Origin of the sequence: Promicromonospora sukumoe 327MFSha3.1, assembly GCF_000385135.1 — a bacterium.
GTDB classification, from domain to species: Bacteria; Actinomycetota; Actinomycetes; order Actinomycetales; family Cellulomonadaceae; genus Promicromonospora; species Promicromonospora sukumoe_B.
On the sequence record NZ_ARQM01000010.1, the window covers coordinates 1,176,470 to 1,189,826 of the forward strand.

At 72.6% G+C, this 13,357-nt stretch carries 14 protein-coding genes; all 14 read left to right on the forward strand.

Annotated elements, in window-relative coordinates; all coding sequences use genetic code 11:
* The 14 genes from H291_RS0108990 to H291_RS0109055 all read left to right on the forward strand — a co-directional run bounded on the left by H291_RS0108990 (position 1) and on the right by H291_RS0109055 (position 13,337).
* Positions 1–384, forward strand: coding sequence for a TIGR03618 family F420-dependent PPOX class oxidoreductase (locus H291_RS0108990; protein WP_020014653.1), 384 nt, complete (start codon positions 1–3; stop codon positions 382–384).
* 68 nt (positions 385–452) lie between these two features.
* Positions 453–2,969, forward strand: a complete 2,517-nt coding sequence (hrpB, locus tag H291_RS0108995) for an ATP-dependent helicase HrpB (protein WP_020014654.1) — start codon at positions 453–455, stop codon at positions 2,967–2,969.
* 16 nt (positions 2,970–2,985) lie between these two features.
* On the forward strand, positions 2,986–3,888 hold the full coding sequence (locus H291_RS0109000) for a S41 family peptidase (RefSeq protein ID WP_269637074.1): 903 nt from the start codon (positions 2,986–2,988) through the stop codon (positions 3,886–3,888).
* Between the two features lie 68 nt (positions 3,889–3,956).
* Positions 3,957–4,220 carry a hypothetical protein gene (locus tag H291_RS0109005; RefSeq protein WP_157236785.1) on the forward strand — a complete coding sequence of 88 codons (264 nt, stop codon included), beginning with the start codon at positions 3,957–3,959 and terminating at the stop codon, positions 4,218–4,220.
* A 178-nt stretch (positions 4,221–4,398) separates the two neighbouring features.
* Positions 4,399–5,001: an NUDIX hydrolase gene (locus tag H291_RS0109010; RefSeq protein ID WP_020014657.1), complete on the forward strand. Its 603-nt coding sequence runs from the start codon at positions 4,399–4,401 to the stop codon at positions 4,999–5,001.
* Between the two features lie 179 nt (positions 5,002–5,180).
* Positions 5,181–5,816, forward strand: coding sequence for a pyridoxal 5'-phosphate synthase glutaminase subunit PdxT (gene pdxT / locus H291_RS0109015; protein WP_020014658.1), 636 nt, complete (start codon positions 5,181–5,183; stop codon positions 5,814–5,816).
* Between the two features lie 84 nt (positions 5,817–5,900).
* Positions 5,901–6,662, forward strand: coding sequence for a YebC/PmpR family DNA-binding transcriptional regulator (locus H291_RS0109020; protein WP_020014659.1), 762 nt, complete (start codon positions 5,901–5,903; stop codon positions 6,660–6,662).
* 92 nt (positions 6,663–6,754) lie between these two features.
* Positions 6,755–7,321, forward strand: coding sequence for a crossover junction endodeoxyribonuclease RuvC (gene ruvC, locus H291_RS0109025; protein ID WP_026365555.1), 567 nt, complete (start codon positions 6,755–6,757; stop codon positions 7,319–7,321).
* A 73-nt stretch (positions 7,322–7,394) separates the two neighbouring features.
* Entirely contained in the window at positions 7,395–8,021 is a 627-nt protein-coding gene (gene ruvA / locus H291_RS0109030) for a Holliday junction branch migration protein RuvA (RefSeq protein WP_020014661.1), read from the forward strand.
* Positions 8,014–9,069, forward strand: a complete 1,056-nt coding sequence (gene ruvB / locus H291_RS0109035) for a Holliday junction branch migration DNA helicase RuvB (RefSeq protein ID WP_020014662.1) — start codon at positions 8,014–8,016, stop codon at positions 9,067–9,069. The genes ruvA and ruvB overlap by 8 nt, the downstream gene beginning before the upstream one ends.
* A gap of 148 nt (positions 9,070–9,217) precedes the next feature.
* Entirely contained in the window at positions 9,218–9,649 is a 432-nt protein-coding gene (gene yajC / locus H291_RS0109040; protein WP_020014663.1) for a preprotein translocase subunit YajC, read from the forward strand.
* Between the two features lie 81 nt (positions 9,650–9,730).
* A complete protein-coding gene (gene secD / locus H291_RS29280; protein ID WP_232216011.1) occupies positions 9,731–11,650 on the forward strand; it encodes a protein translocase subunit SecD in 1,920 nt (639 codons plus the stop codon).
* Complete coding sequence (gene secF / locus H291_RS0109050; protein ID WP_020014665.1) at positions 11,650–12,741, forward strand: protein translocase subunit SecF; 1,092 nt, start codon at positions 11,650–11,652, stop codon at positions 12,739–12,741. Before secD ends, secF begins: the two co-directional genes overlap by 1 nt.
* Before the next feature lie 23 nt (positions 12,742–12,764).
* Positions 12,765–13,337, forward strand: a complete 573-nt coding sequence (locus H291_RS0109055; protein ID WP_020014666.1) for an adenine phosphoribosyltransferase — start codon at positions 12,765–12,767, stop codon at positions 13,335–13,337.
* Positions 13,338–13,357 lie beyond the last annotated feature (20 nt).

Genomic DNA, 13,357 nt, shown 5'->3' on the forward strand with positions numbered 1-13,357 from the left:
ATGCTGGACCCCGACGTGCGTCGCGTTCTCGACGGCGCCTCGATCGCCCACCTGGCCACCGTCCTGCCCGACGGGTCGCCCCATGCGGCCCCTGTCTTCGTCGGGACGCACGGCGACCTGATCGTCTTCTTCACGGGACCGACCATGCGCAAGGCACGCAACCTACGGCGCGACCCTCGGGTGGCGCTGTCGATCGCACCCGTCGACAACCCGTTCGAGCCCGTCGTCATCCGTGGACAGGTCATCGAATGGATCGACGGTGACGCGGGTTGGGCGATCGTGGACCGGCTGGCCACGAAGTACACCGGTTCGCCCTATCCCCGCGGGCAGGAGCGTGTCGTGGCTGTCATCGAGCCCCGGCGCCAGTCCGTCGGTGTCGGCTGAGCGACGGGTGGGTGCGCGGCCGACACCGGACGGCGTCAAGGCCGGTACCGATCGGTTAGCGTCGGGGCGTGCTGCTGCCTGAACCCTCGGTGCCCGGGGCGGGTCTGCCCGTCCGGGCGGTCCTGCCCGCCACGGTCGACGCCGTGCGGTCGCACGGCACCGCCGTGCTGGTCGCGCCGCCCGGGTCGGGGAAGACGTCGCTGCTGCCGCTCGCGCTCGCGGACGCGCTCGGCGGCACGGTCATCGTCGCCGAGCCGCGCAGGATGGCGACCCGCGCGGCCGCGACCCGGCTCGCGACGCTCGTCGGCGAACCTCTCGGCCAGCGCATCGGCTACGCGATGCGCGGCGAACGCAGCGGCGGCAAGGGCCTGCGCGTCGAGGTCGTGACGACGGGGCTCCTCGTGCGTCGTCTGCAGCAGGACCCGGAGCTGCCGGGCGTCTCCGCGATCGTGATCGACGAGTGCCACGAGCGGCACCTCGACGCCGACCTGCTGCTGGCGCTCGCGATCGACGTCCGGGCGAACCTCCGCGACGACCTGGCGATCGTCGCGACGTCGGCCACGGCGGACACCGTGCGGCTGAGCCGCGCCCTGGGCACGGACGTCCCGGCGCCCGTGGTCACCGCGTCCGCGGCGCAGTTCGACGTCGCGGTCGAGTGGGCGCCGCCGCCGGTCGCCACGCCGCTGCTCCCCGGTGGGCGGGTGGACCCGCGCCTGCTGGACCACGTCGCCGCCGTCGTCCGCCGCGCCCTGGCCGAGAACGAGGGCGACGTCCTCGTGTTCGTCCCCGGGGAGGGCGAGATCAACGGGGTGACCCGGCGGCTGGCCGACCAGAACGTGCTGCCCCTGTTCGGCCGCCAGTCCCGGGCCGAGCAGGACCGCGCGGTGACGCCGTCCGCCACGCGCCGGATCGTGGTGACGACGTCGGTCGCGGAGAGCTCGCTGACCGTGCCCGGGGTCCGGGTCGTGGTCGACGCCGGGCTGGCCCGCGAGCCGCGGACCGACCAGTCCCGTGGCCTCGGCGCGCTGGTCACCTGCCGGGTCTCGCGGTCGTCGGCCGACCAGCGCGCGGGGCGCGCCGGGCGCGAGGCGCCGGGGCGGGTCTACCGGTGCTGGTCCGCCACCGACCACGGCCGGCTCGACGACCACGCTGCGCCGGAGATCGCGACCGCCGACCTGGCGGGCTTCGCCCTCGACCTGGCGGCGTGGGGCGCACCCGGTGGCGCCGGCCTGACCCTGCTCGAGGCGCCGCCGGCACCGGCGATGACCGCGGCCACCGAGCTGCTGCACCGCATCGAGGCCACCGACGAGGCCGGCCGGATCACGGAGCGGGGCCGGCGGATGGCGGCGGTCGGGGCGCATCCTCGCTTGGCCCGTGCGCTGCTGGACGGCGCTCCCCGGGTCGGCGCCGACCGGGCGCGTGAGGTCGTCGCGCTGCTCTCGGACGACTCGGGCCGCGGTTCGGGCGACGACCTGCCGGCCCGCTGGCGGGCCCTGCGCCGTGGTGACGACCGCGGCGCCACGGCCCGCTGGCGCGAGGAGACGAAGCGGCTCGGCCGGGGCGCTACTCCTGCGGGAGTGCCGGCCGACCGGGGCACGACCGGGCTGCCGGACGATCTCGCGGCCGGGATCGTCGTCGGGCTGGCGTACCCGGACCGGATCGCGCGGGTCCGGGGGAGCGACTCGGTCACGTACCAGATGTCCGGTGGCACGGGCGCCGCGCTCGACGCGCAGTCGCCGCTGCGGACCACGACCTGGCTCGCGATCGCGATCGCCGACCGGGCACCCGGTCGCGCCGACGCCCGGATCCGCTCGGCGGCGCCGATCGACGAGGCCACGGCGCGGGACGTCGCGGGCGAGCTCGTCACGACCACCGACCAGATCCGCTGGGACGACGGCCGGGTCGTGACGCGGCGCGTCGAGGCGCTCGGCGCGATCGTGCTGGCCGACGCCCCGCTGGCCAGTCCCGACCCGCTGCTGGTCCAGGCGGCCGTCCGTGACGGGCTCCGGCGCAGCGGCCTGTCCGCGCTGCGCTGGTCGGAGGCCGCCGTCGCCCTGCGGGGACGGATGGCGTTCTGCCACGCCCACCTCGGCGCCCCGTGGCCCGACGTCGCCGACGAGGCGCTGCTGGCCGGTCTGGACGACTGGCTGGGCACGGAGCTCGCGTCGGTGCGCGGCGCGCGCGACCTGGCCCGCATCGACGTGGCCTCGGCGCTGCGGCGTCTGCTGCCCTGGCCCGAGGCGGCCCGGCTCGACGAGCTCGCGCCGGAACGGCTCCGGGTCCCGTCGGGCTCCGAGGTCCGGCTCGCGTACGACGGCGTCGAGCCGCCGGTCCTCGCGGTGAAGCTGCAGGAGGTCTTCGGCTGGACCGCCACCCCGGCGGTCGCGGACGGCCGCGTCCCGGTCGTGCTGCACCTGTTGTCGCCCGCCCAGCGCCCGGTCGCGATCACGAGCGACCTCGCGTCGTTCTGGAAGCAGGGCTACCCCCAGGTCCGGGCCGACATGCGCGCCCGCTACCCGCGTCATCCGTGGCCGGAGGACCCGCTGACGGCGGCCCCGACCAGGCGGGCGAACCCGCGGCGGTGAACCGGCCGGGCCGCCGGTGGCCGCGGGACCCGCGGAAACCCCGTTGACGCTCCGTCAGGCGCTTCGGTTGACTGCGCGCATGCTGATCGCGCAGGTCCAGGACCTCGTCCGAACCCACTACGTCTTTCCCGACGTGGCAGCCGGCGTCGCCGATGCGCTCGACGGGCTCACCGCCGACGCAGCCGACGAGCCCGCGTTCGCCGAGGCCGCAACGGCCGTCCTCCAGTCGGTCAACGGCGACCGGCACCTGCGGGTCCGGCACTACCCGGAGGGCGTACCGCCCGAGAAGGACGAGGACGGGGTACGCGCGTACTTCGCCGCCCTGGCCCGGGAACACGGCCCCGCCATCAGCGACGTGCGTCGTCTCGACGGCAACGTCGGCCTGCTGAAGATCGGCCCGCTGATCCTGCCGCCGGAGTACGTCCGCCCCGCCGCGTCGGCGGCGTTCACGCTGCTGCAGGGCGTGCGTCGGCTCGTGATCGACCTCCGTGACTGCGTGGGTGGCGTACCCGAGTCCGTGGCGCTGCTGGTGAGCCACCTGCTCGGCGACGAGCCGGTGCACCTCCTGGACCTCGTGCACCGGGACGGCACCGTCGAGCCGTCGTCCACCACGCCGGAGGTCGCGCCGCGGCTGCCGGACGTGCCGGTCGTCGTCCTCACGAGCAGCCGGACGTTCAGCGGCGGCGAGGAGCTCGCCTACGACCTGCAGGCGCTCGGCCGGGCGGACGTCGTCGGCGAGACGACGGTGGGCGGGGCTCATCCCCGGGAGGCGTTCGACCTCACCGCCCACCTGCAGCTCCACGTGCCGATCGCGCGGTCGGTGCACGCCGTGACCGGCACCAACTGGGAGGGCGTCGGGGTCGTGCCCGACCACCCGTGTGCCGCCGAGGAGGCGCTCGACGTCGCGCTGGCGCTGTGACGCCTGGCCGGGAACGTGAGCACGTATGAGGGGCGTGGAGCACGGCCAACCGACATTCCGTGGACGCGTTGACGACCGCCAGCGTCCTCGTCGTCGGACCGGATGCGGTTCCGGCGATGCGGTCGTTCGTCACGGGGCCTGACGGACGCGGCGATCTCGGATGGGCGGAGTACGTCTCGGCGGCGATCGCGTACCTGGGTGGTGGTCCGCCGGTCGCCCCCAGCCCCGAGACGACGGCCTCGTTCGAGGAGCCGCTCGGCATCGCCACGGATCTCCGAAGCGACTTCCAGGCACGACGACGTAGGCGCCGTACCTGGAGCACGTGGTCCTGACAGCGAGGCGGCCGGACCTGGCTCAGCCGGCCCTGCCGTCATCTCCGTCCAGCTCGAGTTCTCGCGGCATCCCGTCCCAGGTGAGGTCTGCGCGCAGAATCTCGGCCCCGGGTGCGGGAGGTAGTTTGTGGGCACCAGCACGCCCCAGCACCAGCACGCCCCAGCACCAGGAGGCCGCATGACCGGGTTCCCGCCGGAGACCGCCGACCAGCACCGGCCCGCCTCGCCGCCCGAGGTCGGGCCCGGCACCACGTCCCTCGGGGACGACTGGGTGCCGGGGCCGGACGGCGTCCGCGAGCGCTCGGCGGCGCGCGTCATCCTGATGGACGACGCCGGCCGGGTGCTCGTGATGCGCGGGCACGACGTCAACCAGCCGGAACGGTCCTGGTGGTTCACGGTGGGCGGCGGCATCGACGCGGGGGAGACCCCGGTGCAGGCGGCGCTGCGTGAGACCCGCGAGGAGGTGGGCATCGACCTGCCGGCCGGGGCCTTGGTGGGACCGGTGCTCACACGCACGGGCATCTTCGACTTCTACGCCGAGACGTGCCGGCAGTACGAGGTCTTCTACCTCGCGCGCATCCCGGACGCCGTCGAGGTGACGGCCGACGGCTGGACCGACGCCGAGCGCGAGCTGCTCGACGAGACGGGCTGGCTGACGGCGGCACAGCTGCGCGCGCAGCCGCTGGAAGTCTTCCCGCCCGAGCTGCCGGACGTCGTCGACCACCTGGTGGCCGGCTGGGACGGCCAGGTGCGGCACCTGGGTGAGCAGTTCGACGACTGAGCCCGTCCAGGACGGAACCACGACCGCCAAGGAGGTAACACAGAGGGAACGTTGCTACGTCTCCGTTACCTCTCTGGCGGGGTAGTACTCGCCCCGTGGGTCGGCCCGCGGCGACCGCTGGGGGCGGGGCGACCCGTGACGTCCCAGGTCTGTCGACTGCCGCCGTAGAATGAACGGTTGTGAGCGTTCCGACCATCGGCGTCCTGGCCCTGCAGGGAGACGTCCGTGAGCACCTGGCAGCCCTCGAGTCCGTAGGCGCGCGCGGCGTCACCGTACGCCGGCCGGCGGAGCTGGCGGCCGTGGACGGGCTCGTCCTGCCCGGCGGGGAGTCGACCACGATCGACAAGCTGCTGCGCATCTTCGAGCTGCGCGACCTGCTGCAGGCCCGGATCAAGGAGGGTCTGCCGGTGTACGGCTCGTGCGCGGGGATGATCCTGCTCGCCGACCGCATCCTGGACGGCACCGCCGACCAGCAGACCGTCGGCGGCATGGACGTCGTGGTCCGGCGCAACGCCTTCGGGCGGCAGGTCGACTCGTTCGAGACCGACCTCGACGTCGCGGGCATCTCCGACGTCGGCGCGGGCGGACCGGTGCGCACGGCGTTCATCCGCGCGCCCTGGATCGAGGAGGCCGGGCCCGAGGTCGAGGTGCTGTCCCGCATCCCGGCTGTGGATACGCAGGGCCGTCCTGTGGCGGCCGCCGGTAGGATTGTCGCAGCACGGCAGGGGTCGCTGCTCGCCACCGCCTTCCACCCCGAGATCACGGGGGACGCGCGCGTGCACGGGCTGTTCGTCAGCATGGTTGCGGGCGGCTGAGCGGCCTTCTCGCCGCCGTTCGGCGTTGCCGAGTTCGAGCGCCATTGATAAGAGCCATCGAAATGCAAGGAGTCAGGTAGAGGCATGTCAGGTCACTCCAAGTGGGCCACGACCAAGCACAAGAAGGCCGCGATCGACGCCAAGCGCGGCAAGCTCTTCGCGAAGCTGATCAAGAACATCGAGGTCGCTGCGCGGACGGGTGGCGGCGATCTCGCCGGTAATCCGACGCTGTTCGACGCGGTCCAGAAGGCGAAGAAGTCGTCGGTCCCCAACGACAACATCGACCGCGCGCTGAAGCGTGGTTCGGGCGAGGGCGCCGACGCCGTCGACTACCAGACGATCATGTACGAGGGCTACGGCACGAACGGCATCGCCGTCCTGGTCGAGTGCCTCACCGACAACAAGAACCGCGCCGCCTCCGAGGTGCGCCTGGCGTTCTCCCGCAACGGCGGCAACCTCGCCGACCCGGGTTCGGTCTCGTACCTGTTCTCCCGCAAGGGCCTGATCGTGGTGCCGAAGGCCGACGGGGTGGGCGAGGACGAGGTCATGCTCGCCGCGCTCGACGCCGGCGCCGAGGACGTCACCGACCAGGGCGAGGTCGTCGAGGTCCTCACCGAGGCGACCGACCTGGTGTCCGTGCGTACGGCCATCCAGGAGGCCGGCATCGAGTACGACTCCGCCGACGTGATCTTCCACCCGTCCATGCAGGTCGAGGTGGACGTCGAGGGCGCCCGCAAGATCATGCGCCTCATCGACGCGCTCGAGGACAGTGACGACGTGCAGAACGTCTACGCCAACTTCGACGCGAGCGACGAGGTCATGGCGGCGCTCGACGAGGAGGAGTAGCACCCATCCCCGGCCGCGTCCGCGCTGGTCGAGCCCGTCCGCGCTGGTCGAGCCTGTCGAGACCGAGCCCGATGCCGTGAGAGTCTGACGCCGTGCGCGTTCTCGGTGTTGATCCCGGTCTGACCAGGTGCGGCGTCGGCGTCGTCGACTCGCTGCCCGGACGGCGGGCCAGGATGGTCGCGGTCGGGGTGATCCGCTCCGACGTCGACCTGTCCACGGACCTGCGTCTGCTCAAGATCGCCGAGGGCCTGGACCGCTGGCTCGACGAGCACGTGCCGGACGTCGTCGCGGTCGAGCGCGTCTTCGCGCAGCACAACGTCGGCACGGTGATGGGGACCGCCCAGGCGGCGGGCCTGGCCATGGTGGCCGCGGCCCGCCGCGGAGTGCCCGTCGCCCTGCACACCCCGTCGGAGGTCAAGGCGGCGGTGACCGGCTCGGGCCGGGCCGACAAGGCGCAGGTGACGACGATGATCACCCGCATCCTCGACCTCGACGAGGCGCCGCGGCCCGCCGACGCCGCCGACGCGCTCGCCCTTGCCGTCTGCCACCTGTGGCGCCCCGCCGGTGCCCTGCAGGGCGGCGACCGGCACGAGCTCACGCCCGCCCAGCGCGCGTGGGCGGCGGCCGAGCAGGCCGCCAAGCAGCGCCCCCGCCGCTGACGGCGTGCCTCCCCGGCGGACCCCTCTCGCTTGTTAGGCTCCTCGCACGAACGTTCGATAGGAGGGGGAGCCCGTGATCGCCTCGCTGACGGGGACCGTGGCCCACGTAGGTCTGGACCGTGCGGTGGTCGACGTCGGCGGCGTCGGCTACCTGGTGCACGCCACGCCCACGACGCTGGCCGGGCTGCGGGTCGGCGAGCGCGCCGGCGTCGCCACGAGCATGGTGGTCCGCGAGGACTCGATGACCCTGTACGGGTTCGCCGACCCCGACGAGCGCGACGTGTTCGAGGTGGTGCAGACCGTCTCCGGCGTCGGGCCGCGCCTCGCGCTCGCGATGCTCGCGGTGCACACCCCGGACGCCCTGCGCCGCGCCGTCGCCGGCGAGGACCTCGCCGCCCTGACCCGCGTGCCGGGCATCGGCCGCAAGGGCGCGCAGCGCATCGTGCTCGAGCTCGGCGACCGGCTGGGCCCGCCGTCCGGCACCGGCGTGGCCGAGGCCGCCCCCGCCGCGGCCCCGGGCACCACCGACCACTCCGAGCGCGTCGTGGAGGCCCTGGCGGGCCTCGGCTGGCCCGCCAAGCAGGCCGACGACGCCGTCGCCAAGGTGCTCGCCGAGGCGGGCGCCGACACCGTGGCGGCCGACGAGGTCGCCTCGACGCTGCGCGCCGCGCTGCGCCTGCTGGGAGGCCACCGTGGCTGACGTCTCCACCGAGACGGAGGGCGGGGGCCGGATCGTCGCGCCCAGCGCCGACGAGATCGAGCGCGCCGCCGAGGCCGCCCTGCGGCCCAAGCGGCTGGACGACTTCGTGGGGCAGCAGGTCGTGCGCGACCAGCTCTCCCTGGTGCTGCAGGCCGCGATCGCGCGCGGCAACCCGCCCGACCACGTGCTCCTGTCCGGACCGCCCGGACTCGGCAAGACCACGCTGGCGATGATCATCTCCGGCGAGCTGGAGTCGCACCTGCGGCTGACCAGCGGACCCGCCATCCAGCACGCGGGCGACCTCGCCGCCGTCCTGTCCTCCCTGGAGGAGGGCGACGTGCTGTTCATCGACGAGATCCACCGCCTGGCGCGCCCCGCCGAGGAGCTGCTGTACGTCGCCATGGAGGACTTCCGGGTCGACGTCGTGGTCGGCAAGGGCGCGGGCGCCTCCGCGATCCCGCTCGCGCTGCCCCGGTTCACCGTGGTCGGCGCCACCACTCGCTCCGGTCTGCTGCCCGCCCCGCTGCGGGACCGCTTCGGGTTCACCGGGCACATGGACTACTACTCGCCCCAGGAGCTGGAGCGCGTCATCCTGCGCTCCTCCGGGCTGCTCGGCGTGCACCTCGACCACGCCGCCGCCCACGAGATCGCCGGCCGCTCCCGCGGCACGCCCCGCATCGCCAACCGCCTGCTGCGCCGCGTGCGCGACTGGGCGCAGGTGCGCGGCGACGGCAAGCTCGACCTGCACGCGGCCAAGTCGGCCCTGGAGGTCTACGAGGTCGACCCCATCGGCCTGGACCGCCTCGACCGCGCCGTGCTCACCGCGCTGTGCACCCGGTTCGGCGGCGGGCCCGTGGGCCTGTCCACCCTCGCGATGACCGTGGGGGAGGAGGCCGAGACCGTCGAGACCGTCGCCGAGCCCTACCTCGTCCGCGAGGGCCTGGTCGGCCGCACCCCGCGGGGCCGCGTCGCGACCCTCGCCGCCTGGGAGCACCTGGGACTCACACCGCCCGGATCCGGTGCCACGGGAACTTTGACCGCCCCCTGACGTTGTCCAGGTGGTGCCCCTACCGTGGGGCGCCCGAGGATCCGTGCCCGAGCGAGCACTACACTGGGTTGGATCCTCGTCGTACTTGCGCCACCGAACGTGCGCAGCACATCCGACACAGCAATCGAACAGGGACCTCACCGTGGAAATGTTTATTCTCGTCGCGATCCTCCTCGTGGCGATGTTCTTCATGTCCTCCCGCACCCGCAAGCAGCAGCGCGCGGCGGCGGAGTTCCGGAACAACCTCACGGTCGGCACCAAGGTCATGACCGCCTCCGGGATGATCGGGACCGTCGTCGACGTCGACGAGGCCGCCGACCAGGTGACCATCGAGTCCGTCGCCGGCAGCCAGACCACCTGGCTCCGCGCCGCCATCTCCAAGAAGGTCGAGGAGCCCGTCGCCGACGACGAGGACACCGACATCACGGCGGATGAGTCCGACGTCACAGCAAAGAGCGAAACGGGAAGTACGATCAGCCCCGACGCGACCGACGTCCCCGACGACCTGTCCAGCCTCGACACCGCCCAGCGCGAGTACCGGGACCAGCAGCGACGGGACGCCGACGCAGACGGCAAGTGACGGCTGCGCCGTCCGGTGACCCCGGGCGGCGCCTTACCCGCGCCGGACGTACCCCGGCGCGCACACGAGAAGAGACAGACGTTGGCGACTGACACCCGGCGCTCGCGGCCGGTTCGCACGATCGTGCTCCTCACGATCCTGACGATCCTGCTGCCCTTCGGCGCCCTCTTGGCAGGTTGGCAGCTCGACGGCAAGTCGAGCGACAACCCGGACGGCGCGAGCCTTGCACCCGGTCTGGCCCTCGACCTCCAGGGCGGAACCCAGGTCCTCCTGAAGGCGGTGACCTCCGACGGCTCCGAGATCACCCCCGAGGCGATGGAAGAGGCCATCGGCGTGATCCGGCAGCGGGTGGACGCCAACGGCGTTACCGAGGCCGAGATCGCCAGCCAGGGCAACAACCAGATCGTGGTCGAGATCCCGGGTGAGGTGGACGACGAGACCGTCGCGCTGATCTCGAAGGCCGCGCAGATGAAGTTCCGCCCGGTCCTGACCATCGGCAACCCGACCCCGACGGCGCAGCCCTCGGCCAGCCCGTCGGCGTCGCCGTCGGCCTCCGCGGACGGCGAGGGCGACGGCGCCCAGGCCGACGGTGCGGACGCCGAGGCGGACGCGCCCGTCGGCGGCCAGCTGACCAAGGACGAGATCGCCGAGCAGCAGAAGGCGGTCGAGGCCGCGACGGACCCCTCGGACCTGGCGCAGATCACGCCGTCGGTCCAGGCCCGGTTCGACGAGCTGGACTGCACCGACCCGAAGAACCTCGAGGGTGGCGGCGGCGACCGTCCGGAGCTTCCGCTCGTCACGTGCGACGCCACGGGCGCGGCCAAGTACATCCTCGGACCGGTCGAGGTGGACGGCACCGCGATCTCGAGCGCGAGCTCGGGCCTGCGGTCGGGTGCGAACGGCACCGTCACGAACGAGTGGGCGGTGCAGCTCGACCTCGACAGCGAGGGGACCAAGCTCTTCCGGGAGTCGACGCAGCGCCTGAACACGCTGGAGAGCCCGCGCAACCAGTTCGCGATCACGCTGGACGGCCTCGTCATCTCGGCGCCCTCGCTGAGCCCTGGCGTCGTCATCACGGACGGGCGCCCGGAGATCTCGGGCTCCTTCACGCAGCAGTCGGCCGCCACGCTGGCCAACCAGCTCAACTTCGGCTCGCTGCCCCTGACCTTCCAGGTCGACGGGCAGAACCAGATCTCCGCGACGCTCGGTTCCGAGCAGCTGCAGCGTGGTCTGTTCGCCGGTCTGATCGGTCTGGCCCTGGTCGTCGTGTACTCGCTGTTCCAGTACCGCACGCTCGGCCTGCTGACCGTGGCCTCGCTGGTCGTGGCCGCCGCCATGACCTACGTCGTGATCGCGCTGCTCAGCTGGGGCATGGGCTACCGCCTGTCCCTGCCGGGTGTCGCCGGTCTGATCGTGGCCATCGGCTTCACCGCCGACTCGTTCATCGTGTACTTCGAACGTATCCGGGACGAGCTACGTGACGGTCGGTCCCTGCGGCTGGCCGTCCAGCGCGGCTGGGTCCGTGCCCGCCGCACGATCTACGCCGCCAAGGCCGTCAACCTGCTGTCGGCCGTCATCCTGTACTTCATGACCGTCGGCGGTGTGCGCGGCTTCGCGTTCACCCTGGGTCTGACCACGATCATCGACGTCATGGTGGTCATCTGGTTCACGCACCCGGTCATGGAGCTGCTCGCCAAGGTGCCGTTCTTCCGTGACGGGCACAAGGCCTCCGGCCTGTCCGCCGACCGGATCGAGGTGACGCCGCGGTACCGGGGCGCCGGCCGGATCTCGGCCCCGTCGGCCGGGGCGGCGCACGCCCCCGACGACGCCGCGTCCGAGCCGGAGCGTGAGCTGGTCACGGCACAGTCCGTGACTCCTGCCCCGCGCACCGCCGACGACGGCCGCCGGATGACGATCGCCGAGCGGCGTGCCGCCGAGCGCAAGGCTGCCGCAGGGTCCGCAGACGCGACCCAGCAGGCTCAGAACGAGGAGAAGCACTGATGGCGCGGGGTGGCTTTGCTCAGTGGGGTAACGACCTCTACACGGGTCGTAAGTCGTACCCGATCGTCCAGAAGCGCAAGCTCTGGTACTCGATCGTCGCCGCGTTCTCCCTGGCGTCGGTCCTCGTGCTCGGCCTCCAGGGCCTGAACCTCGGCATCGACTTCCGCGGTGGCTCCGAGTTCACCGTGTCCGGCACCTCGACCACGGACGAGGACGTCGCGATCAACGCGGTCGCCACCGTCGCCCCGGGCGAGGAGCCGCACGTCAGCCAGGTTGGCGCCAACGCCGTCCGCGTGCAGGTCTCGCAGCTCGACAACCAGCAGACCGACCAGGTCGGCCAGGCCCTCGCCGACGCCTACGGTGTAGACGTCAGCGAGGTGACGTCGAACTTCATCGGCCCGACCTGGGGCCAGTCCGTGAGCATGCGGGCCCTGTGGGGCACCGTCGCGTTCGTGCTGGCGGCCGCGGTCTTCATGGCGATCTACTTCCGCGCCTGGCGGATGTCGGTGGCGGCCATCGTGGCGATGCTCACGGACGTGCTGGTCTCGGCCGGTGTGTACGCGGTCATCGGCTGGGAGGTCACGCCGTCGACGATCATCGGCTTCCTGACCATCCTCGGCTTCTCTCTGTACGACAAGATGGTCGTCTTCGACAAGGTGCGCGAGAACACCGCCGCGGTGACCGAGCAGACGCGCAGCACCTACGCCGAGCGCGCCAACCTCGCGGTGAACCAGACCCTGGTCCGGTCCATCAACACCTCCGTGGTGGCCCTGCTGCCGGTCGCGGGCATCCTCTTCGTCGGTGGCTTCCTGCTGGGGGCCGGCACGCTGAAGGACATCTCGCTGTCGCTGTTCGTCGGTATCGCGGCGGGCGCGCTGTCGTCGCTCTTCTTCGCCACGCCGCTGGACGTAACGCTGCGGGAGCGCGAGCCCAAGATCGCCGCGCACACCAAGAAGGTCATGGACCTGCGGGCGGGCCTCGTGGCCGAGGGCGCGGACGAGGGTGAGCTTGCCGCCGCCGCGTCCGGTTCGGCCCAGCTCGTCCCGGGTCACCACCAGGGACAGTCTGCTCAGCCCAGGCGTCGCCGGTAGGCTCACGCCTCGTGGCAGACGACATGACCGACGTCGCCCTCTCCGGCCTGGTGCCGGAGAGGGCGACGCGCGTTCGCGACCTGATCGCGGACGTCCCGAACTTCCCTGAACCCGGTGTCCTCTTCAAGGACATCACGCCCCTCCTGGCCGACGCCGAGGGCCTGGCCGACGTCGTGGAGGCCTTCACGCGCCTCGCGCTGGCCGACGGCGTGGACGTCGTGGCCGGCATGGAGGCCCGTGGCTTCCTGCTCGGCGCGCCGGTGGCGCACGCGCTCGGCCTTGGCTTCCTGCCCCTGCGCAAGGCCGGCAAGCTGCCGCCGCCCACCCACAGCGTCTCCTACGACCTGGAGTACGGCTCGGCGGCCATCGAGCTGCGTGCGGGAACATTGACCCCCGGTGCGCGCGTTCTCATCATCGACGACGTTCTCGCCACGGGCGGTACCGCGGCGGCCGCAGCAGAGCTGGTGGAGAAGTGCGGCGGCGTGGTCTCGGGGCTCGCCTTCCTGATCGAGCTCGAGGCACTTCACGGCCGCGACAGGCTCCAGGGCCACAACGTCGATACTCTCCTGCGGGTGGACACCCCGTCCGGTCAATGATCGGGTCGGACGGCGCATAG